Source organism: Xylophilus rhododendri, from assembly GCF_009906855.1.
Classification (GTDB): Bacteria; Pseudomonadota; Gammaproteobacteria; order Burkholderiales; family Burkholderiaceae_C; genus Xylophilus; species Xylophilus rhododendri.
On sequence record NZ_CP047650.1, the window covers coordinates 199,131 to 220,956 of the forward strand.

The window sequence follows — 21,826 nt, forward strand, 5'->3', positions numbered from 1 at the left end:
AGTCGTTGATCGGGATGGCGGGAAGCGGGGTTTCAGTCGTCGGCGGCGGCATCGAGGCCGGGAAACAGCACCTCGGTGAAACCGAAGCGGCTGAAGTCGCGCACCCGCATCGGGTAGAGCACGCCGATCAGGTGATCGCACTCGTGCTGCACGACCCGGGCGTGGAAGCCATCGACGGTGCGGTCGATCGGCTGGCCCAGCGGATCGAAGCCGGTGTAGCGCAGGCGCTGGTGGCGCGGCACCACGCCGCGCAGGCCGGGCACCGAGAGGCAGCCTTCCCAGCCCTCCTCCATCTCCTCGCCCAGCGGCGTGATGACGGGGTTGATGAGCACGGTGCGCGGCACCACCGGCGCATCCGGATAGCGGGCGATCGGCTCGCCGGTGCCGAAGATGACGAGCTGCAGGTCGACCCCGATCTGCGGCGCCGCGAGGCCGGCGCCCTGCACGGCGACCATGGTTTCGAACATGTCCGCCACCAGCTGGTGCAGCTCGGGCGTGTCGAATGCGGTCACGGGCTGGGCCACGCGCAGCAGCCGCGGGTCGCCCATCTTGAGGATTTGGTGAATGGCCATGCGGAATTATGGCGGCGCATCGCGTGCCGCTGCATCCGGATGCACGTGGACCCGCCGGGCCGTCCCTCAATCGGACTGGCGCGCCAGCCGCTGCTGCTCGTCCTGTTGGCGGATCCGCTCTTCCAGGAGCTGCTGCTGGCGCAGCTGTCGTTGCTGCTCGTCCTGCTGGCGGATCAGATCTTCCCGGAGTTGCTGCTGGCGCAGCTGCCGCTGCTGCTCGTCCTGCTGGCGGATCAGCTCAGTCAAAAGCTGCTGCTGGCGCGCCTGCTCCTGCTCGACCTGCTGTCGATGCACCTGTTCCCGATGCACCTGCTCCTGCGATATCCGCTGCTTGTGGAGGTCCTGAGCCAGCCGGTCCGCGTCGCCGCTGTCCTCCGGGATCTCGTTGCCGTCGTCGTCCAGTTCGGTGAGGGTCGGCTCGGGAGCCGGCTTGAAGGCCGGTCCGCCCGCCCTGTCGCCTTGCGGCGCGGCTCCGAACCTTTCCAGAGCTTCCAGCAGCTGGGCCAGGCCCCACTCGACCCTGCCATGCACGCCCTGGCGCAGATGCCGCGCCAGCAGCGGCATGCGGTCCATCAGGCCCTTGGCCCAGGCCACCTCCCTCAACGCCAGATACATCAGGTGCTGCCCCGAGAGCCGGTGCCGCCTGCGGCGGCGCGGTGCATCGCGTTCGCGAAAGCCGCCCTGGTTCGCGGCGAAATCGGCATCGGCCGCGAATGCCTTTTCCTGGCGCGCCCATGCGCCGAAGGCGGTGTCGTCCATGGGGAAGCCGGGGTACGGTTCCTGGGCGGCAAAAGGCGGCTGGCCGGCGTCCGGGCTGCAATGGCGGGAAAATCGGGATGCGTGCACCCCGGGGTTCGAGGGAAAACGGGTGTGGCCGTACATGGGTCCTCCTGGCGGTACTTCGGCCCGAACCTTAGGCCAAGGCCCGCGGCACAGTCTCCGCCCAAAAACGAAGACTGCCCGCGAATGCCGAAGCGCTCAGCGCCAGTAACGCCCGCCGCCGCCCCAGCGGCCGTAGAAGCCGACCGACGGAGAGACCACCACCGGCGCCGGCGCGTAGTAGCCACCACCGCCGTAGCCATAACCTGCATAAGGGGGCGCCACGACACAGCCGGACAAGGTCAGGACGGCTGCACCGGCAGCGACGACAAGAACAGTTCGAAGAATGGAACGCATGGCATTGACTCCTGAAGGGAACCCCTGTGCAACGTGCGGTCGCTTCGAGCAGCCGACAGGCGGTACCCCTTATGTGGTGAAGGTCGGGTAAAGCCCCGCAACCAACTACCCGGCGCCGGCCAGCAGCTGGCGCAGCCCGTCTTCGTCCAGCACGGCGATGCCCAGCGCCTGGGCCTTCTCCAGCTTGCTGCCGGCCTCCGCGCCGGCCACCACGTAGTCGGTCTTCTTGCTGACCGAGCCGGCCACCTTGGCGCCGGCGGCTTCCAGCATGTCCTTGGCTTCGTCGCGCGACAGGCTGGGCAGCGTGCCGGTCAGCACCACCGTCTTGCCGGCCAGCGGCAGCTGGGCACGTGGCTCGGGCGGGCCCTCGGGCCAGGTGACGCCGGCGGCGCGCAGCTGCTCGACCACCTCGCGGTTGTGCGGCTGGGCGAAGAAAGTATGCACGGACTCAGCGACGATGGGACCCACGTCCGGCACCTCCAGCAGCTGCTCCACCGTGGCGTCCATGATCGAATCCAGCAGGCCGAAATGCCGCGCCAGGTCCTTGGCGGTCGTTTCGCCCACATTGCGCACCCCCAGGCCGAAAAGAAAGCGCGGCAAGGTGGTCTGCTTGGACTTCTCCAGCGCGGCCACGATGTTCTGCGCCGACTTGTCGGCCATGCGCTCCAGCGCCGAGAGTTTGGCCACGCCCAGCTTGTAGAGCTCAGGCAGGGTGCGGATGATGCCGCCGTCCACCAGCTGCTCGACCAGCTTGTCGCCCAGGCCCTCGATGTCCATGGCGCGGCGCGCGGCGAAGTGCAGCAAGGCCTCCTTGCGCTGCGCCGGGCAGAACAGGCCGCCGGTGCAGCGGTGGTTGGCCTCGCCCTTGGGGCGCACCACCTCGCTGCCGCAGACAGGGCACTGCCTGGGCATGTGGAAATTGGGCACGTAGCCGGCACGCTGCCCGGGCACCACGCCGACCACTTCGGGAATCACGTCGCCGGCCCGCCGCACGATCACCGTGTCGCCCTTGCGCACCTGCTTCTTGCGGATCTCGAAGATGTTGTGCAGCGTGGCATTGGTCACCGTCACGCCGCCGACGAACACCGGCGCCAGCCGCGCCACCGGGGTGAGTTTGCCGGTGCGGCCGACCTGGACCTCGATCTCGGTCATGGTCGTCACCTGCTCCTGCGCCGGGTACTTGTGGGCCACGGCCCAGCGCGGCTCGCGCGACTTGAAGCCCAGTTGCTGCTGCAGCGCCCGGTCGTTGACCTTGTAGACCACGCCGTCGATGTCGAAGGGCAGCAGGTCGCGGCGTTTGGCGATGTCGGCGTGGAATTCCGCAAGCCCCCGGCGCCCTGCACCACCTTGCTGTCGGTATTCACCGCCACACCCATGCCGGCCAGGGCCTTCAGGCTGCCGGCATGGCTGGCCGGCTGCTCCCAGCCCAGCACTTCGCCGAAGCCATAGGCATAGAAGGACAGCGGCCGCTGGCGGGCGATGTTGGCGTCGAGCTGGCGTACCGCACCGGCCGCGGCGTTTCGCGGGTTGACGAAGGTCTTGCCGCCGGCCTCGCGCTGGCGTTCGTTGAGCGCCTCGAAATCGTCGCGCCGCATGAAAACCTCGCCGCGGATCTCCAGCACCGGCGCCGGGCAGCGGCGCAGGCGCTTGGGGATGGCGGCGATGGTGCGGATGGTGTGGGTGACGTCCTCGCCGGTCTCGCCGTCGCCGCGGGTGGCGGCCTGCACCAGCTGGCCGTCTTCATAGCGCAGACTCATGGCCAGGCCGTCGAACTTGAGTTCGGCGGTGTATTCGACCGGCGGCGCATCCTCGGCCAGGCCGAGCAGCTTGCGCACCGAGGCGTCGAACTTCTGCGCGCCGGCCGGGGTGGTGTCGGTCTCGGTGTGGATCGACAGCATGGGTATGCGGTGGCGCACCGGCACCAAGCCGTCCAGCACCGCGCCCACCACCCGCTGGGTGGGCGAATCGGGCGAAACCAGGTCCGGGTACTCGGCCTCCAGGGCCTGCAGGCGCTGGAAGACCTTGTCGTATTCGGCATCCGGCACGCTGGGCTGGTCGAGCACGTAGTACTCGTGGGCCCACTGGTCCAGCTGCCGGCGCAGGGCGGCGGCCTCTTCGGCCGGCAGCGGAGGTTCTTTCGGCTTGCCCGTCACCGCGCTCATCCGAACAGGCGCCGGGCCTGGATCGAGCCGGCCGAAAGGTCGCGCCCGTCCAGGGTGTCGTAGAGCTTTTCCAGGTCCATTCCGATGGAGTCCAGCGCCTCTTCGCGCAGGGGCTGGCCGTTCTGGTCGGTGACCACGCCGTCCATGGCGCCGGCCAGTTCGGCCGAGATCTCGCGCAGGCGCTGGAAGGGCTGTTCGGCGCGCAGCACCTGGGCCACGTCCAGGCTCAGCGTAAGGTCGCGGATGGCCGACTGGGCCGGGTCCTCGGCCAGGGCCGCCTGGGTGTCGAAGGACAGCGCCAGGATGGCCGGCATGCCGGGCGTGGCCGCCGGCAGCGCCATGCGGCCGGGGATGGTGCCGGGCACGAAGCCCAGCCGGGCGGCGTTCTGCTGGATATAGCCGGGGCTCCAGGCGGCGCCGCGGGCGCGCAGCACGAAGGCCAGCTGGGCGTCGTGGTCGCTGGCGAACTGGTCGAGTTCGCGGGCGCGGGCCACTTCGTCGCGCATGTCGGGGAAATCGACCGCCGCGTTCACCGCGTCCGCGAAGGCCTGGGCCTTGACGACGAATTCCGAGTATTCGATGTCGTTGAGTGCCCCGGTGCGGTTGGCCAGCTGCACGCCCGCCTGGAAGGCGCGGTAGCGCTGGCCGGCCACCGGCATCTCCCAATGGCCGCTGGCCTCGTTGCGGCCTTCCACCGCGAAGGGCTTGCTGCCGGCGCGGCGGGTGGGCGGCAGCGCGGCCAGGGCAGCGTCGCCGGAGACCAGGCCTTCGAGCGACATCGGCACGATGCTGTCGATCAGCGCATCCAGGCCCGGCCGCCGCTCCAGGGCCGGCAGGGGCATGCTGCCCAGGGCGGGCTCGGGCACGCCGCCGGGCAGTTCGTCGCCGCCGACGAAGCCGGGTTCCTGGCGCTCACCCGGCTCGCGTTCGACGGGCGCATCGGGCGCGGCTGGATCGGCCTGCTTGGGTGCGTTGCGGCGGGTCGTCCAGGCGCTGTGGACGATGATCGCCAGCAGCACCAGGCCGCCGACGATGGCGAGGCTCAACTGCAGTGTGCTCATGTGCTCGGATGGATGTTGGGTCGTTGTTGGGGGAGGATCAGGTGGTCGCCATCGACAGCGCGGACTCCATGTCCACCGCCACGATGCGCGACACGCCCTGCTCCTGCATGGTGACGCCGATCAATTGTTCGGCCATCTCCATGGCAATCTTGTTATGAGAGATGAACAGGAACTGGGTTTCCTTGCTCATGCTGGCCACCAGCTTGGCGTAACGCTCGGTGTTGGCGTCGTCCAGCGGCGCGTCCACCTCGTCCAGCAGGCAGAAGGGCGCGGGGTTGAGCTGGAAGATGGCGAACACCAGGGCGATCGCCGTCAGCGCCTTCTCGCCGCCGGAGAGCAGGTGGATGGTCTGGTTCTTCTTGCCCGGCGGCTGGGCCATGACCTGCACGCCGGCGTCCAGCACCTCTTCGCCGGTCATCGTCAGCTTGGCGTTGCCGCCGCCGAACAGCTCCGGGAACATGCGGCCGAAGTGGCCGTTCACGATGTTGAAGGTGCCCACCAGCAGCTCGCGGGTCTCGCCGTCGATCTTCTTGATGGCGTCTTCGAGTGTGGTCATGGCCTCGACCAGGTCGGCCATCTGGGCATCGAGGAAGGTCTTGCGTTCGCGGGCCACGCCCAGTTCATCCAGCGCCGCCAGGTTGACCGCGCCGAGCGCCGCGATCTCGCGGTTGCCCCGGTCGATCTCGCCCTGCAGGCCCTGGATGCGCACGTTGCCGGCCGTGATCGAGGCACCCACGGCTTCGAGATCGGCCTGCGCATCGGCCAGGAACTGGCTGTATTGCTCCAGGCCCAGGCGCGCGGCCTGCTCCTTGAGCTGGAATTCGGTGATGCGCTGGCGCAGCGGATCCAGCGCCCGCTCCAGCTGCATGCGGCGTTCGTCGCTGGCGCGCAGCTTGGTGGTGAGGTCGTCGTATTCGCTGCGGCTGGCGGCGAGTGCCGCTTCGCGCTCCTGCTTCAGGTCCAGCGCCTGCTGCAGCCCGCCCTGCGCGGCGGCGTCGGACAGGCGGGTGAGTTCCTCACGTGCCCGCTGGTCCTCGTCGGCCAGGGATTTGCTCTGCTGCGTGGCGGTGTCGATGGCACGGCCCAGCTCGCCTCTACGCGATTCCAGGCTGCGGCGCGAGAAGGTGGCCTCCTGCGCACGCCGCTCCAGGCTGCGCTGCTGCTCGCGGGCTTCGGCCAGCTTGCGTTCGGACTCGATCACACGCTCGTCTAGCTGGGCATGGCGCTCCTGGGTGTCGGCCAGCTGCATGTCCAGCTCCTCGAAGCGGGCCTCGGCGGTGACACGGCGCTCCTGCAGCTCGTCGAGCTGGCCGTCGACCTCGCCCATGTCGGCATCGATCTGCTGGCTGCGCGCCCGGGCCTGCTCGGCCAGCTGCGACAGGCGCAGGGTTTCGACCTGCAGTTCGTGGCTGCGCGCACGGTGCTCGGTGGCCTCGCGCCGCGCCGTCACCAGGCTTTGTGTGGCCTCGGAATAGGCGGCTTCGGCACGGATCGAGGCGGCGCGGGCTTCCTCGGCGATGAAGGCCTGGGCGCGCATCTGCTTTTCCAGGTTCTCGATCTCCTGGGCGCGCGCCAGCATGCCGGCCTGCTGCGAATCCGGCGCATAGAAATTGACGCCGTGCGCGGTGACCGCATGGCCGTCCTGCACATAGATGGTTTCGCCAGGCTGCAGCTGGCCGCGCGCGGCGAGTGCCGATTCCAGGCTGTCGGCGGTGAAGCAACCGTGCAGCCAGTCGTTGAACAGGGCTCTCTGGCCGGCATCCGACAGGCGCAGCACTTCGGTGAGCCGCGGCAGCGCCGAAGCCGGCTCCGGCAGCCCGGCCAGCGGCGGGCTGTAGAAGGCCAGGCGGGTCGGCGGCGCATCGGAGGCGAAAGCCCGCACCGTCTCCAGGCGCGAAACTTCCAGCGCGCTCAGGCGTTCGCGCAGGGCGGCTTCCAGGGCGTTTTCCCAGCCGGGCGTGACCTGGATGCGGGTCCACAGCGCGGCCAGGCCGTCCAGGCCGTGGCGGGCCAGCCAGGGCTGCAGCTTGCCGTCGGTGCGCACCTTTTCCTGCAGTGCCCGCAAGGCCTCGGCACGGGCCGAGAGTTCGGACTGGCGTGCCGACTCCGCATTGAGCTGCTGCTGGCGCCCGCGCCGTTCCTCATCGAGCCGCGGCACGTTCTCCTGCAGCTCGTGGAGCCGGGCCTCGGCGATATCGGCGGCTTCCTCGGCCACCGCCAGCTGTTCCTGCAGGTTCAGCAGGCGCTGCTCGTCCGGCGCGGCCAGGGCGTTGCGGTCGGTCAGCAGGCGCTCGCGGCGGGTGTTGAGCTGGCGGGATTGTTCCTCGATGCTGCGCTGCTCGGCCGCCAGCACCTGGATCTGCTGCTGCACCTGGGCGACCACGCCGCGCTGCTCGGTGGCGTGCTGCTGGGCCTGGCGCAGGGCGTCTTCCATGTCGGGCAGGCGCATGGCCTGCTCCTCGACCTGGGCGGCCAGCAGCTCGGCCTGCTCGTCGGCGGTCTCGCCCTGGGCGGCCAGGTTCTCCAGCTCCTCGGAGGCATCCTCGCGGCGGGTGTTCCATTGCGAGAGCTGCTCGGCCAGGGTCACCAGCCGGGCCTGCACCCGCTGGCGGCCTTCGATCACGAAACGGATCTCGGCTTCGAGCTTGCCCACCTCGGCGCTGGCCTCGTAGAGCGCGCCCTGCGAGCGGTTGACCTGGTCGCCGGCCGCGTAATGCGCCTGGCGCACGGTCTCCAGGTCGGATTCGATATGACGCAGGTCGGCGATGCGCGACTCCAGGTCGTTCACCGCCTGGGCCGACTCGGCATGGATGCGCGCCTGCTCGGCCTCGGCCTCGGCGCGCTTCAAGAACCACAGCTGGTGCTGGCGCAGGGTGACGTCGGCATTGAGCCGGTTGTAGCGCTGGGCCACCTCGGCCTGCTTCTCCAGCTTTTCGAGGTTGCTGTTGAGTTCACGCAGGATGTCTTCCACCCGCGTGAGGTTCTCGCGGGTGTCGGAGAGCCGGTTCTCCGTCTCGCGCCGCCGCTCCTTGTACTTGGAGACACCGGCGGCCTCTTCCAGGAAAAGCCGCAGCTCCTCCGGCCGCGATTCGATGATGCGGCTGATCGTGCCCTGGCCGATGATGGCGTAGGCGCGCGGCCCCAGGCCGGTGCCCAGGAACACGTCCTGCACATCGCGCCGCCGCACCGGCTGGTTGTTGATGAAATAACTGCTGCCGCCCTCGCGAGTGAGCACCCGCTTGACGGCGATCTCCGGAAACCGGCTCCAGGAGCCGCCCGCGCGGTGGTCGGCGTTCTCGAAGATCAGCTCGACGCTGGCGCGGCTGGCCTGCTTGCGGGTGGTCGTGCCGTTGAAGATCACGTCCAGCATCGACTCGCCGCGCAACTCGCTGGCCTTGGACTCGCCCAGCACCCAGCGCACCGCGTCCATGATGTTGGACTTGCCGCAGCCGTTGGGGCCGACCACACCCACCAGCTGCCCGGGCAGCATGAAGTTGGTCGGTTCGGCGAAGGACTTGAAGCCCGAAAGCTTGATGGAACTGAGGCGCACGAGGGAGAAGAAAAGACGACGCTGGCCGACGAATCGAACAAGGCCAGGAAGGGCACCGATGATACCGGCCCCACAAGGCCTTCGTCGCACGGCAGCAGCCTTCGTCAAAGCCCGGGCGGCCCGGGCCGCATCGGCCTAGAGTGGACTTTTCGATGCGAAGGGCCCCACCATGTTCCAGCACGAGATCCCCGACAGCCTGCCGAGCGCAGGCCTCACCAGTCGGCCGCAGCAGCAGGACGAAGCAGACGGGGGGCGAACGCGCAGCCCTTCGCCGCCCCCGGCGCCGCTCGGGCCGCTGGCCGAATTGCTGGAATTTCCGCCGACGCGCGACAGCCTGGCCGTCGTCAGAACCTATTACGCCGACTACATGAAGGTCTCCGGCTTCGACCAGGCCCGCGCCAGCGCCGAATGCGGCAGGCGCCTGAACCAGTGGCTCAAACACAGCCCGATGCTCGACGAGGAGGCGCCCGCCGAAGCCACCGCCCACCGCATCGGCGAAGAGCTGCGCTCCGCCCTCGCCGCGGCCCTGGCCATCGGCCTGGCGCACAGCGCGGAACTGCTGATGGTGGCCCTATCCAACCATCCCGCCGTGCGGCTGAGCGCGATGTCGCATCCCTATATCGTCGGCACCTACCTGGAGAGCCTGTTCAAGGAGCTGTTCGATGTGCAGGATCCGGACCCGGAGAACAGGACCGGCATCCGTTTCCAGGAAAAGGTGACGGCCGCGCTGGTCAACTGGAACTACGTGCAGGTGCAGCTCGACCGCCTGCCCAAATCCGCGCTGTCGCGCTCCCTGAAGGTGATGGCGACCGCCAGCATCAGCGCCCTGCGCGACGTGGCCGAACGCGGCGCCACCCAGCTGGCCCTGGCCGAACTGCCCGAGGACGCCCCGCCCGGCCAGCGCAAGCTCACCAGCGCCGAGACCTTTTTCGTGAACTGCCTGATGGGCTGGCTGCGCAACGCCATCGGCGACCTGCCCCGCCAGGTCATCAAGAGCCAGGAATCCGGTGCCCTGCCGCCGGCCGATCGCCTGGTCGAACGCCTGCTGCGCCCGATGATCGCCGGCCCCAGCGCCGCGGGCGGACTGCCGGCGGCCACGATCTGCGTGCAGCCGCTGTTCGCCGAAGCGGTGCGCGAGCAGGACGACGAGGAGCCGCCCTCCCCGCCCGGCCTGATCAATCTGGCCTACGGGCCGGATTGCAATCCGTTTTCCAGCTAGCGGGCCCGCGGCCGCCAGGGGAAGAAGGCCGGCGTGCGCGCCACATAGTCGCGGTACTTCGGCCGCCGCTCGCCGATGTCGGCCTCCAGCAGCGAGACACCCGACACCTTCAGCAGCAGCACCGTCATCACCACCGGCGACACCAGCGCCCACCAGCCGTAGACGCCCGCGCCGGCCAGTCCCAGCAGGAACATGCCCCACCAGGTGCAGCATTCGCCGAAGTAGTTGGGATGGCGGGAATAGCGCCAGAGGCCGCGGTCCATCACCTGGCCCTTGTGGGCCGGATCGCCGAGGAAGCGGCTCAGCTGCGCATCCGACACCGCCTCGAAGACGATGCCGAAACCCGCCAGCGCCACGCCGGCCGCATCCAGCCAGCCGAAGTCGCGGCCGCCGACGAATGCCGCGAACAGCGGCGCCGCCACCGCCCAGGCCAGCACGGCCTGCAGGGCGAAGACCAGGTACAGGCTTTTGAACGCAAACCCGGGCTGGTTGCGCGCCCGGATCGCCTGGTAGCGCCGCTCCTCGCCATGGCCCCAGTTGCGGCGCGTCACATGCCAGGCCAGGCGGATCGCCCAGGCCAGCAGCAGCGGCAGCAGCCAGGCGGCCCGGGGCCAGGCATCCGGCAGCAGCGCGGCATAGACGATGCCGGGCGCCGCGATCATCAAACCCCAGGTGCGGTCGACCAGGCTCACGTCGTGCCGCAGCAGGCTGGCGATCCAGGTCAGCAGGGCCAGCGCGGCCGAGGCGGCCAGTCCGCAGAGGGCGATGGAGAGTCCGCTCATCAGCGTTTCTCGAACAGGTAGTGGCTCACCCACCACTGCTGGCCGCGCTCGTAGCCGAAGAGTTCGGCGACGGCCATGAAGAAGACACGCCAGCGCTGCCACCAGATGTCCACCTCCGCGCCGTAGGCCTCGCGCAGCACCGGTTCGAGCTGCTCGCGCCGGGCGTCCATGTTCGCCAGCCAGGCGTTGGCGGTGCGCTCGTAGTGGGTGCCGTCCCAGCGCCAGCGGCGCAGCAGGCGCAGGTCGTCCTGGAAGCAGGCGGCCATGTCGTCGCTGGGCATCATGCCGCCGGAGAAGAAATACCGGCTCATCCAGTCGCTCTCGTCACGCTCGACGAAGGCATAGGGCACCAGGCGCTGCACGAACACATGCATGAAGAAGCGTCCGCCCGGCTTCAGCCAGCCCGACAGGCGGCGGAACAGCTCCGGCCAGTTGCGCATGTGCTCGAACATTTCCACCGAGACGATGCGGTCGAAACGGTCCTCGGTTTCGAACAGGTTCATGTCGCAGGTCAGCACGGTGAGGTTGTGCAGGCCCATGCGGGCGGCTTCCGCCTCGATGTGGGCGCGCTGCGAGGCAGAGTTGGACACCGCGGTCACCCGCGAGCCCGGATACCGTTCGGCCATGAAGAGGCTGAGCGAGCCCCAGCCGCAGCCCAGCTCCAGGATCTCCTGCCCATGCGCCAGGCCGGCGCGTTCGCAGGTCTCCTGCAGGGAGGCGATCTCGGCCTGCTCCAGCGTCTGGGTGCCGGGCGGCCACCAGCAGCTGCTGTATTTGCGGTTGGCGCCGAGCACGCCGCCGAAGAATTCGGAGGGCACCTCGTAGTGCTGCTCGTTGGCCTTTTCCGGCACCAGGGCGACCGGGGCGTGGCGCATCTCGTCGAGAAAGGCCTGCGCGGCCGCGCCGCCCTTCTCCACATCCTCGGCCTGGATCTCGTCGAGCCGCTCGCGCAGCAGGCGGCGTATGCCCGCCCGCACCACCGGATCGGGCAATTTGCCCTGCTCGCTCCACCGGATGCCCAAATCGGCAATGAACCCCATCCTGCCGCTCCCGCGTTTTGTTGGTGATGCAGAGCTTACGCAGGCAGGCGGCGATCGGATGTGAGGTAAATACCGCCCGCCCTCAGGGCGCCGTCTGACGCGGCTTGAGCAGCACCGGCTTGCTGTGCCAGATCTCGTCGGCGTATTCGGCGATGGTGCGGTCCGAGGAGAACGGCCCCATGCCGGCCACGTTGAGAATGGCCTTGCGGATCCACTCCTCCGGCTGGCGGTACAGCGCGTCGACCCGCGCCTGCGTCTGCAGGTAGGAGGCGAAGTCGGCCAGCAGCATGTACTTGTCGCCCCACTCCACCAGCGAGGCGAAGATCTGCTGGTAGCGCGCCGGCTCGCCGTGCGAGAAGGCGCCGTCGCGGATCGCATCCAGCGCCTTCTTCAGCCGCGCGTTGGCGTTGTAGAAGCTGCGCGGCTGGTAGCCGGACTGGCGCAAGGCCTCCACCTCGGGCGTGGTCTGGCCGAAGATGAAGATGTTGTCCAGGCCCACGCTCTGGCTCATCTCGACGTTGGCGCCGTCCAGCGTGCCGATGGTGAGCGCGCCGTTGAGCGCCAGCTTCATGTTGCCGGTGCCCGAGGCTTCAGTGCCGGCGGTGGAGATCTGCTCGGAGAGGTCGGCCGCCGGGATGATGATCTCGGCCAGGCTCACGCTGTAGTTGGGCATGAACACCACCTGCAGCTTGCCGGCCACCCGCGCGTCCTGGTTGATGACCGTGGCCACGTCGTTGATCAGGCGGATCACCAGCTTGGCCATGGCGTAGGCCGATGCGGCCTTGCCGGCGAAGATGACGACACGCGGCACATGGTCGGCATCGGGGTGCTCCAGGATGTCCTGGTAGCGCGCCACCACATGCAGCAGGTTGAGCAGCTGGCGCTTGTATTCGTGGATGCGTTTGACCTGCACGTCGAACAGCGCGTCCACGTTCAGCTCCAGGTCCATGTGCTGCTTCACCCAGGCGGCCAGGCGCTGCTTGTTCTGGCGCTTGGCGCGGCCGAAGGCGGCGGCGAAGGCCGGCTGCGCGGCCATGGGTTTCAGGGCTTCGAGCTGCGACAGGTCGCGGCGCCAGCCGCGGCCCAGGCGCTGGTCGAGCAGCGCGGTCAGCGGCGGGTTGGCCTGGGCCAGCCAGCGGCGCGGCGTCACGCCGTTGGTCTTGTTGTTGAAGCGATTCGGGAAGACCTTGGCGAAGTCCGCGAAGATGGACTGCACCATCAGGTCCGAATGCAGGGCCGAGACGCCGTTGACCGAATGGCTCACCAGCACCGCCAGGTAGGCCATGCGCACCCGGCGGTCGCCGCTCTCGTCGATCAGCGAGAGGCGGCGCATCAGCTCGGTGTCGTGCTTGTGCTCGTCGGCGATGGTCAGCATGAACTTCGCGTTGATGTCGAAGATGATCTGCAGGTGGCGCGGCAGCACCCGGCCCATCATCTGCACCGGCCAGGTCTCCAGCGCCTCGTGCATCAGCGTGTGGTTGGTGTAGCTGAAGATGCGCTGGCAGTGGCCCCAGGCGGTGTCCCAGTCGAGGTGGTGCTCGTCCAGCATCAGCCGCATCATCTCCGGCACGGCCAGCACCGGATGGGTGTCGTTGAGGTGGATGCTGATCTTCTCCGACACCTTGTCGAAGTTGTCGTGGGTGCGCAGATAGCGGTGCAGCATGTCCTGCACGCTGGCCGAGCAGAAGAAGTACTCCTGGTGCAGGCGCAGCTCGCGGCCGGACTCGGTGGAGTCGTCCGGGTAGAGCACCCGCGACACGTTCTCCGACAGGTTCTTGCGCTCCACCGCCTCGCGGTAGCTGCCGCGGTTGAAGGCCGAGAGGTCGATCTCTTCCGTGGCCCGCGCCGACCACAGCCGCAGCGTGTTGGTGGCCTCGGTGCCGTAGCCGGGAATGATGCTGTCGTAGGCCATGGCCAGCACGTCGTGGGTGTCCACCCAGTTGGCGCTGCCGAAATCGGTGCGGCTCTCCACATGGCCGCCGAAGCGCACCCGCCAGACGACTTCCGGCCGCTGGAATTCCCAGGGGTAGCCGTGGGCCAGCCAGTAGTCGGGCGTCTCGATCTGCTGGCCGCCCTGGATCTGCTGGCGGAACATGCCGTACTCGTAGCGGATGCCGTAGCCGAAACCGGGCACCGCCAGCGTGGCCATCGAATCCAGAAAACAGGCCGCCAGCCGGCCCAGGCCGCCGTTGCCCAGGGCAGCGTCGGGCTCCAGTTCGCCGAGCTTGGCCAGGTCCACGCCGAAGTCGGCCAGGGCCAGGCGCATGTTCTCGTACTGCTCCACCGCCAGCATGGCGTTGGTGAAGGTGCGGCCGATGAGGAACTCCATCGACAGGTAATAGACGCGTTTGACGTCCTGCTCGTACTGGGCGCGGGTGGTGGCCATCCAGCGCTCGACCAGCTGGTCGCGGATGGCCAGCTGGGCCGCGTGCAGCCAGTCTTCGGCCTTGGCGGCGGCCGGATCCTTGCCGACGGCGTAGATCAGCTTGTTGGCCACCGCGCGTTTGAAGTCGGCGACTCCGTGGTCGGGATGGTCGTATTCGAAGCTCTTGAGGCCGGTTCTGAAGGGCATGTTCTGTGGCTCGTTCTGGCGTGGCGGGAAGATCGCGATCTTGCTACAGACCGTCTGCGGCGGGACGATCTCGCGGGCATGCATCAACCATGCCCGCGGTCCGATCAGGCCATGTCCGGCTGGCCGTTGGAGGCGGTCAGGCCGCCGTCCACCGGCAGGTTGACGCCGGTGATGAAGCTGGCGTCCTCGCTGGCCAGGAAGGCCACGGCCGCCGCCACCTCGCGCGGCTCGCAGGGGCGGCCGAGCGCGATGCGGGCGGCGAACTTGTCGATCAGCGCCTGGTCGTCCTGCATGTCCTCGGTCATGGGCGTGCGGGTGAAGGTGGGGCAGACTGCGTTGACGCGAACACCGTCCTTGCCATGGTCCAGCGCCATGGCGCGGGTCAGGTTGACGATGGCGCCCTTGGATGCGTTGTAGCAGGCCATGGCCCAGTCGCCGCCCAGGCCGGAGACCGAAGCGGTATTGACGATGTTGCCCCTGGTCTTGATCAGCTCGGGCAGCGCCGCGCGGGCGCAGTGGAAGACGCCGCCGGCATTGGTGTCCATGGTCTTCTTCCAGTCGGCCAGGCTGGCGTCGGTGACCGAACCCTCGGTGGCGACACCGGCGTTGGACACCAGCACATCGATGCGGCCGAAGGTGGCGAGCGCGGCATCGACCAGCTTCTCGCAGGATGCGTAGTCGGCCACATCGGTCACCTGCACCCGCGTGCGTTCGGCCGGCAGCGTGGCCGCCACCTTCTGCAACTTCTCCAGCGTGTGGCCGGCCAGCACCACGCTGGCGCCCTCCTCCGAGAAGCGCCGCGCGGTGGCCTCGCCTATGCCGGAGCCCGAGCCTGTGACGATGACGACCTTGTTCTTGAAACGCTGCATGGCTGTGGCTCCCCGGTGACGAAAGCCTCCCATTCTGCGAAGCGCGCGCCCACGGTCTGTATCCGTTCGCAGCAATCGAGGCAGCGTCCGGGATAATCGGCGGATATGAATCCCCTGCTCTCGCGCCTTCAGCCCTATCCCTTCGAGCGGCTGAAGCAGTTGTTCGCCCACGCCACACCGCCCGCCGGCCTGCGCCACATCAGCCTGGGCATCGGCGAGCCCAAGCATCCGACCCCGCCCTTCATCCAGCGCGCGATGGCCGACGCGGCCCTGTCGCCGACCGGCGGCCTGGCGGGTTATCCACCCACCGCCGGCGATGCCGCCCTGCGTTCGGCCTGCACCGGCTGGCTCAAGACCCGCTACGGCCTGGACCTGGATCCGGCCACCCAGGTGCTGCCGATCAACGGCTCGCGCGAGGCCCTGTTCGCCTTCACCCAGACGGTGGTCGACGCCTCGGCCGAGCGGCCGGTGGTCGTCTGCCCCAATCCCTTCTATCAAATCTACGAAGGCGCGGCCCTGCTGGCCGGTGCCGAGCCCTACTACGCGCCCAGCGATCCGGCGCGCAATTTCGCGGTGGACTGGGACAGCGTGCCCGAGGAGGTCTGGGCGCGCACCCAACTCGTCTTCGTCTGCTCGCCGGGCAACCCGACCGGCGCGGTGATGCCGCTGGCCGAGTGGGAAAAGCTCTTCGCGCTATCCGACCGCCACGGCTTCGTCATCGCCTCGGACGAGTGCTACAGCGAGATCTATTTCCGCGACGAGCCGCCGCTGTCCGGCCTGGAGGCCGCGGCCAAACTGGGCCGCACCGGCTTCCCGCGCCTGCTGGCCTTCACCAGCCTTTCCAAGCGCAGCAACGTGCCCGGCCTGCGCAGCGGCTTCGTGGCCGGCGACGCGGCGCTGATCAAGCCCTTCCTGCTCTATCGCACCTACCACGGCAGCGCGATGAGCCCGGTGGTCTCGGCCGCCAGCATCGCCGCCTGGGGCGACGAGGCCCATGTGCAGGAGAACCGGGCGCTGTACCGCGCCAAGTTCGCCCAGGTCACCCCGGTGCTGGCGCAGGTGCTGGACGTGGCCCTGCCCGATGCCTCCTTCTACCTCTGGGCCGGCATTCCCGACCGCTTCGGCGGCGACGACACGGCCTTCGCCCGCGCCCTCTTCGAACAGCAGCATGTGACCGTGCTGCCCGGCAGCTACCTGGCGCGCGAGGCACGCGGTTTCAATCCCGGCCGCGGCCGGATTCGCATGGCCCTGGTGGCCGGCACCGCCGAATGCCTGGAAGCGGCCGAACGCATCGTCGCCTTCGTGCGCAGCGCCGGCTGAAGCGCCCTTTTTTCCGATCCCCACAACCTCACGACAAGGACTGTAGATGGCCACGATGGAACGCATCCTGCGGCTGATGGCCGACAAGCAGGCGTCCGACCTCTACATGTCGGCCAATGCGCCGGCGACGCTGCGCATCAACGGCGAATGCGTCGCCCTGAACAACCAGCCCCTGCCCTTCGACGCGCCGCGCAACCTGCTGGCCGAGGTGCTGCCGGCGGCGCGCATGGAGGAGCTGGAGGAGATCGGCGAACTCAACGTCGGCTTCGCCATGAAGGACGTAGGGCGCTTCCGTGTCAGCGCCATGCGCCAGCGCGGCTCCTTCGCGGTGGTGATCCGCTACATCAACAGCGACATCCCGCGGCTCGACACCCTCAACGTGCCGATGGTGCTGGGCGAGCTGATCCAGGAACGCCGCGGCCTGCTGCTGATGGTGGGCTCCACCGGCGCCGGCAAGAGCACCACCCTGGCCTCGATGATCGACCACCGCAACGAGAACCGCGGCGGCCACATCCTGACCATCGAGGAGCCGATCGAATACCTGTTCCGCAGCAAGCGTTCGGTGGTCAACCAGCGCGAGATCGGCGTGGACACCGCCTCGCTGCAGGTGGCGCTGAAGAACGCGCTGCGCCAGGCGCCGGACGTGATCCTGATCGGCGAGATCCGCGACCGCGAGACCATGACGGCCGCCATCGCCTACGCCCAGTCCGGCCACCTGTGCCTGGCGACCATGCACGCCAACAACAGCTACCAGACGATGAACCGGATCCTGAGCTTCTACCCGGCCGAGGTGCGGCCGACGATGCTCGGCGACCTGGCCACCGCCCTGCTGGCCGTGGTGTCGCAGCGCCTGCTGCGCACCAATGCCGGCACCCGCATCCCGGCGGTGGAGGTGATGCTCAACACGCCCAATATCGGCGAGCTGATCGAGCGGGGCGACTTCTCCGCGGTGCAGACCGCGATGGAAAAATCCATGGCCGAGGGCTCGCAGACCTTCGAGCAGGACATCGCCCGGCTGATCCGCGACGGACTGGTCAGCAGGAAGGAAGGCATGGCCCAGGCCGACTCGCCGACCAACCTGCTCTGGCGGCTGGACAACGACTTCGACATGGCGCGCCGCGCGGCCACCGAAGCCAGCCAGCAGGCCGAGGCCGATCCGATCGGCCCGACCTTCACCGACATCGTGTTGGATATAAAGCTTTAGCCCCCAGGCTTGCCCACTTCGTGTGGCCGCCACCCCCCTTACATGGGGGCGACACTGGCGACCCGGCAAAGCCGGGCCGCGGTGTCCCCCACCGGGCTTCGCTTCGCTTGCCGAGGTGAATTCCCGCCCCTTGAGACCGTCATGACCCCCACCCTGCTGCTGACCGAAGAACTGATCTCCCGCCCCTCCGTCACCCCCGACGACGCCGGCTGCCTGGAGATCCTGGAGCGCCGCCTGGCCGCGCTGGGCTTCGCCAATGAACGCCTGGACAGCGGCCCGGCCGACTTCCGCGTGAGCAACCTCTGGGCCAAGCGCCCCGGCGCCACGGCGGACGCGCCCGTGCTGGTCTTCGCCGGCCATACCGACGTGGTGCCCACCGGCCCGCTGGAGCGCTGGAGCCAGGCGCCCTTCGTGCCCACGCACCGCGAGGGCCGGCTCTACGGGCGGGGCGTGGCGGACATGAAGTCGTCCATCGCGGCCTTCGTGGTGGCGGTGGAGGAATTCATCGCCGCAGTGCCGAACCCGTCCATCGCCATCGCCCTGCTGCTGACCAGCGACGAGGAAGGCCCCGCCGTGGACGGCACGGTCCACGTCTGCCGTGTGCTGCAGGCGCGCGGCGAGCGCCTGGACTGGTGCATCGTCGGCGAGCCCACCGCCGTGGAGCACACCGGGGACATGGTCAAGAACGGCCGGCGCGGCAGCATGAACGGCAAACTCACCGTGCGCGGCATCCAGGGCCACATCGCCTATCCTCAGCTGGCACGCAACCCCATCCACCAGGCGCTGCCGGCGCTGGCCGAGCTGGCGGCCATCGAATGGGACAAGGGCAACGACTTCTTCCCGCCGACCTCCTTCCAGGTCAGCAACATCCATGGCGGCACGGGGGCATCCAACGTGATCCCGGGCGATGTGGTCATCGACTTCAATTTCCGCTTCTGCACCGAATCGACCTCCGAGGGCTTGCAGGCTCGTGTTGGCGAGGTGCTGGACCGCCACGGGCTGGAGTACGACATGGCCTGGAGCATCTCCGGCCAGCCCTTCCTGACCGAGCCCGGCACCCTGGTGCATGCCGTCTCGGACGCGATCCGGGCCGAGACCGGCCTGAGCACCGAACTCTCCACCACCGGCGGCACCAGCGACGGCCGTTTCATCTCCCGCATCTGCCCGCAGGTGCTGGAGTGCGGGCCGCCCAACGCCATGATCCACAAGATCGACGAATACCTGGAAGTGGCCGAGCTGGAGCCGCTGAAGAACATCTACCGCCGCACCCTGGAAAACCTGGCGAAAGGCGCGCGATGAAGCTGATCGACAAGGTGAACGCCGCCGCGCAGCGCCTGACGGACGCGGGTGTCGCCTTCGGCCACGGCACGGCCAATGCCTTCGACGAAGCCGCCTGGCTGGTGCTGTGGCGCCTGGACCTGCCGCTGGACGAACTCGACGGCGTGGCCCAGCGCGAGCTGGACGACGGCCAGTGCCAGCGCATCGATGCCCTGATCGAAGAACGCATCGCCACCCGCAAGCCCGCCGCCTACCTCACCGGCGAAGCCTGGCTGCAAGGCGTGCCCTTTTCCATCGACGAGCGCGCCATCGTGCCGCGCAGCTTCATTGCCGAGCTGATCGCCGACGGCGGTTTCGACGACTGGCTGGGCGACCACACCCAACGCGTGCTGGACCTGTGCACCGGCAACGGCAGCCTGGCCGTGCTCTGCGCCATGGCCTGGCCGGAAGTCAGCGTGGACGGCGCCGACATCTCCACCGATGCCCTGGCCGTGGCCCGAATCAACGTGGACCGGCACGGCCTGCAGGACCGCGTGCGCCTGGTCGAATCCGACGGCCTGGCCGGCGTGCCCGGCCCCTACGACCTGATCGTCTGCAACCCGCCCTATGTGAACGCCGGCAGCATGGCCGCCCTGCCCGCCGAATACCGTGCCGAGCCCGAACTGGCCCTGGCCGGCGGCACCGATGGCATGGATTTCATCCGCCGGCTCTTCGCCCAGGCACCGGCCCACATGAGCGAACACGCCGTGCTGGTGCTGGAGATCGGCAACGAGCGCGATTTCTTCGAAGCCGCCTTCCCGCGCCTGCCCGTCACCTGGCTGGACACCAGCGCCGGCGAGGACCAGGTGCTGCTGGTCGAACGCATCGCCCTGGCCACCAATTCATTTCTCGGCGCCGCTGGCGCCTAAGCGTTTTCCTCTTCCTTTCTCCATGATCAATCTCTTCAACATCGTCCTGCGCCGGGGCGCCAAAGTGCTGCTCGACAAGGCCTCGGTCACCATGCAGCCCGGCGAAAAAGTCGGCCTCGTGGGCCGCAACGGCGCGGGCAAGTCCACCCTCTTCGCCCTGCTCAACGGCAGCCTGCACGAGGACGGCGGCGAGATGCAGATGCCCGCCCAGTGGCAAATGGCGCAGGTCGCGCAGAACATGCCGGAGACGGACGAGTCCGCCACCGACTTCGTGCTCGACGGCGACACCCGCCTGGCCGCGCTGCAGCAGGCCCTGAAGGTGGCCGAAGCCTCCGAAGACGGCATGGCCATCGCCCATGCCTACACCGACCTGGCCGACGCCGGCGTATACGACGCGGTGCCGCGCGCACAGTCGCTGATCCAGGGCCTGGGTTTCCGGCCCGACCAGCTCGACTCGCCGGTCAACAGCTTCTCCGGCGGCTGGCGCATGCGCCTGCAGCTGGCGCGCGCGCTGATGTGCCCCTCGGACCTGCTGCTGCTTGACGAACCAACGAACCACCTGGACCTGGACGCCCTGGTCTGGCTCGAAGGCTGGCTCAAGACCTATGCCGGCACCATGGTCGTCATCAGCCATGACCGCGAATTCCTGGACGCGGTGACCAACGTCACCGTGCACATCGAGCATGGCCGCCTGACCCGCTACGGCAGCAACTACAGCGGCTTCGAAACCCTGCGTGCCCAGCAGCTGGCGCTGCAGCAGAGCGCGTTTTCCAAGCAGCAGGACAAGGTCGCCCACCTGCAGAAGTTCATCAGCCGCTTCAAGGCCCAGGCCAGCAAGGCCAAGCAGGCGCAAAGCCGGGTCAAGGCGCTGGAGCGCATGGAGAAGATCGCGCCGGTGCTGGCCGAGGCCGACTTCACCTTCGAATTCCGCACGCCGGGCAACATCCCCAACCCGATGCTGTCGATCACCGATGCCAGCTTCGGCTACCCCGGCGAGGACGGCGCACCGCCCACCGTCATCCTGAACAACGTCAGCAAGTCGGTGCTGGCCGGCCAGCGCATCGGCATCCTGGGCGCAAACGGCCAGGGCAAGTCCACCTTCATCAAGACGGTGGCCAAGGACCTGGGCGCCATCGCCGGCACCATCACCGAAGGCAAGGGCCTGCGCATCGGCTACTTCGCCCAGCAGGAACTCGACGTGCTGCGGCCGGACGACAACCCGCTGCAGCACATGATCCGCCTGGCCCGCGAACTGGGCGCAGACGCCAAGGAGCCTTCCCGCGAGCAGGACCTGCGCAGCTATCTGGGCAGCTTCAACTTCGGCGGCGAGATGGTGCTGCAGCCGGTGGGCACCATGAGCGGCGGCGAAAAGGCCCGGCTGGTGCTGGCCATGATGGTCTGGCAGCGCCCCAACCTGCTGCTGCTGGACGAGCCCACCAACCACCTGGACCTGGCCACGCGCGAGGCGCTGGCCATGGCGCTCAACGGCTTCGAGGGCACGCTGATGCTGGTCTCGCACGACCGGGCGCTGCTGCGTTCGGTGTGCGAGGAGTTCTGGATGGTGGGCCGCGGCAAGGTCGCGCCCTTCGACGGCGACCTGGACGAATACCAGCGCTATCTGCTGGACGAGGCCAAGCGCCAGCGCGAGCTGGCCAAGGCGGCGGCCGCTGCGCCTGCGCCCGCACCGGCTCCTGTCGCGGCCGCGCCCAAGCCTGCCGGGCAGATCAAGCCGCTGCAGAAGGAGCTGGCCACGGTGGAGGCGCGTATCGCGGCCATCAGCGTGGAGAAGACTCCGCTCGAAGAGCGGCTGCAGAAGAATCCGGCGGCTTCGGAGATTGCTGAATTGGGGCGCAAGCTGAAGGCGCTGGGGGATGAGGCTGCTGCGCTGGACGAGCGGTGGTTGGAGCTCAGCTCGCGCATCGAGGAACTGAGCGCCTGAGGCGGCGCAATTCCGCGCACTTCAGGCAGCGGGCCGCTTCTGCCGGATGCCGGCTTCGTCGAACCGGATTCCGGCAGAACCCGGCAGGGCATTCAGCTCGGCAACCATTGCGGTAACGTGCGCGGCATGCTCGCCCTGCGACCAGAAATCGCCCAGATCCATGCCGACGGCGGC

General features: G+C 68.6%; 16 protein-coding genes and 1 pseudogene. 6 read left to right on the forward strand and 11 right to left on the reverse strand.

Annotated elements, in window-relative coordinates:
* Window positions 1-32: 32 nt before the first annotated feature.
* The 6 genes and pseudogenes from def to smc form a co-directional block, all read right to left on the reverse strand.
* Entirely contained in the window at window positions 33-572 is a 540-nt protein-coding gene (gene def, locus GT347_RS00960) for a peptide deformylase (RefSeq protein WP_160550202.1), read from the reverse strand.
* 66 nt (window positions 573-638) lie between these two features.
* Window positions 639-1,454: a hypothetical protein gene (locus tag GT347_RS00965; RefSeq protein WP_160550203.1), complete on the reverse strand. Its 816-nt coding sequence runs from the start codon at window positions 1,452-1,454 to the stop codon at window positions 639-641.
* Between the two features lie 96 nt (window positions 1,455-1,550).
* Window positions 1,551-1,691, reverse strand: a complete 141-nt coding sequence (locus GT347_RS00970; RefSeq protein ID WP_229722589.1) for a hypothetical protein — start codon at window positions 1,689-1,691, stop codon at window positions 1,551-1,553.
* 162 nt (window positions 1,692-1,853) lie between these two features.
* Window positions 1,854-3,910 (reverse strand): annotated as a pseudogene (gene ligA / locus GT347_RS00975) (NAD-dependent DNA ligase LigA).
* Complete coding sequence (locus GT347_RS00980) at window positions 3,907-4,971, reverse strand: cell division protein ZipA C-terminal FtsZ-binding domain-containing protein (RefSeq protein ID WP_160550205.1); 1,065 nt, start codon at window positions 4,969-4,971, stop codon at window positions 3,907-3,909. Before GT347_RS00980 ends, ligA begins: the two are co-directional and overlap by 4 nt.
* 37 nt (window positions 4,972-5,008) lie before the next feature.
* The gene (gene smc, locus GT347_RS00985) at window positions 5,009-8,521 is read right to left on the reverse strand and encodes a chromosome segregation protein SMC (protein ID WP_160550206.1); all 3,513 of its coding nucleotides are present in this window, start codon (window positions 8,519-8,521) and stop codon (window positions 5,009-5,011) included.
* Window positions 8,522-8,690: 169 nt separating this feature from the next.
* On the opposite strand from smc, the gene GT347_RS00990 reads away from it, so the two are divergent.
* The gene (locus GT347_RS00990; protein WP_160550207.1) at window positions 8,691-9,740 is read left to right on the forward strand and encodes a hypothetical protein; all 1,050 of its coding nucleotides are present in this window, start codon (window positions 8,691-8,693) and stop codon (window positions 9,738-9,740) included.
* Here the strand turns inward: GT347_RS00990 and GT347_RS00995 are convergent.
* The 4 genes from GT347_RS00995 to GT347_RS01010 form a co-directional block, all read right to left on the reverse strand.
* Window positions 9,737-10,522: a DUF1295 domain-containing protein gene (locus GT347_RS00995; protein ID WP_160550208.1), complete on the reverse strand. Its 786-nt coding sequence runs from the start codon at window positions 10,520-10,522 to the stop codon at window positions 9,737-9,739. The genes GT347_RS00990 and GT347_RS00995 overlap by 4 nt on opposite strands.
* Entirely contained in the window at window positions 10,522-11,562 is a 1,041-nt protein-coding gene (locus tag GT347_RS01000) for an SAM-dependent methyltransferase (protein WP_160550209.1), read from the reverse strand. The genes GT347_RS00995 and GT347_RS01000 overlap by 1 nt, the downstream gene beginning before the upstream one ends.
* 82 nt (window positions 11,563-11,644) lie before the next feature.
* On the reverse strand, window positions 11,645-14,134 hold the full coding sequence (locus GT347_RS01005; RefSeq protein ID WP_160550210.1) for a glycogen/starch/alpha-glucan phosphorylase: 2,490 nt from the start codon (window positions 14,132-14,134) through the stop codon (window positions 11,645-11,647).
* A gap of 104 nt (window positions 14,135-14,238) precedes the next feature.
* Window positions 14,239-15,003 (reverse strand): SDR family NAD(P)-dependent oxidoreductase, encoded by a 765-nt coding sequence (locus tag GT347_RS01010; RefSeq protein ID WP_160550211.1) that lies wholly within the window; start codon window positions 15,001-15,003, stop codon window positions 14,239-14,241.
* Window positions 15,004-15,108: 105 nt separating this feature from the next.
* Here GT347_RS01010 and dapC point away from each other — a divergent pair, with 105 nt between their 5' ends.
* From dapC to GT347_RS01035, 5 genes are all read left to right on the forward strand, one after another.
* Window positions 15,109-16,323 carry a succinyldiaminopimelate transaminase gene (dapC, locus tag GT347_RS01015; protein WP_160550212.1) on the forward strand — a complete coding sequence of 405 codons (1,215 nt, stop codon included), beginning with the start codon at window positions 15,109-15,111 and terminating at the stop codon, window positions 16,321-16,323.
* Window positions 16,324-16,369: 46 nt separating this feature from the next.
* The gene (locus GT347_RS01020) at window positions 16,370-17,527 is read left to right on the forward strand and encodes a PilT/PilU family type 4a pilus ATPase (RefSeq protein WP_160550213.1); all 1,158 of its coding nucleotides are present in this window, start codon (window positions 16,370-16,372) and stop codon (window positions 17,525-17,527) included.
* Window positions 17,528-17,668: 141 nt separating this feature from the next.
* The gene (gene dapE, locus GT347_RS01025) at window positions 17,669-18,826 is read left to right on the forward strand and encodes a succinyl-diaminopimelate desuccinylase (protein ID WP_160550214.1); all 1,158 of its coding nucleotides are present in this window, start codon (window positions 17,669-17,671) and stop codon (window positions 18,824-18,826) included.
* Window positions 18,823-19,713, forward strand: a complete 891-nt coding sequence (gene prmB, locus GT347_RS01030) for a 50S ribosomal protein L3 N(5)-glutamine methyltransferase (RefSeq protein ID WP_160550215.1) — start codon at window positions 18,823-18,825, stop codon at window positions 19,711-19,713. The genes dapE and prmB overlap by 4 nt, the downstream gene beginning before the upstream one ends.
* A 22-nt stretch (window positions 19,714-19,735) precedes the next feature.
* Window positions 19,736-21,652 carry an ABC-F family ATP-binding cassette domain-containing protein gene (locus tag GT347_RS01035; RefSeq protein ID WP_160550216.1) on the forward strand — a complete coding sequence of 639 codons (1,917 nt, stop codon included), beginning with the start codon at window positions 19,736-19,738 and terminating at the stop codon, window positions 21,650-21,652.
* A gap of 21 nt (window positions 21,653-21,673) precedes the next feature.
* On the opposite strand, the gene GT347_RS01040 is transcribed toward GT347_RS01035, so the two are convergent.
* Window positions 21,674-21,814, reverse strand: coding sequence for a hypothetical protein (locus GT347_RS01040; RefSeq protein WP_160550217.1), 141 nt, complete (start codon window positions 21,812-21,814; stop codon window positions 21,674-21,676).
* Window positions 21,815-21,826: the final 12 nt, after the last annotated feature.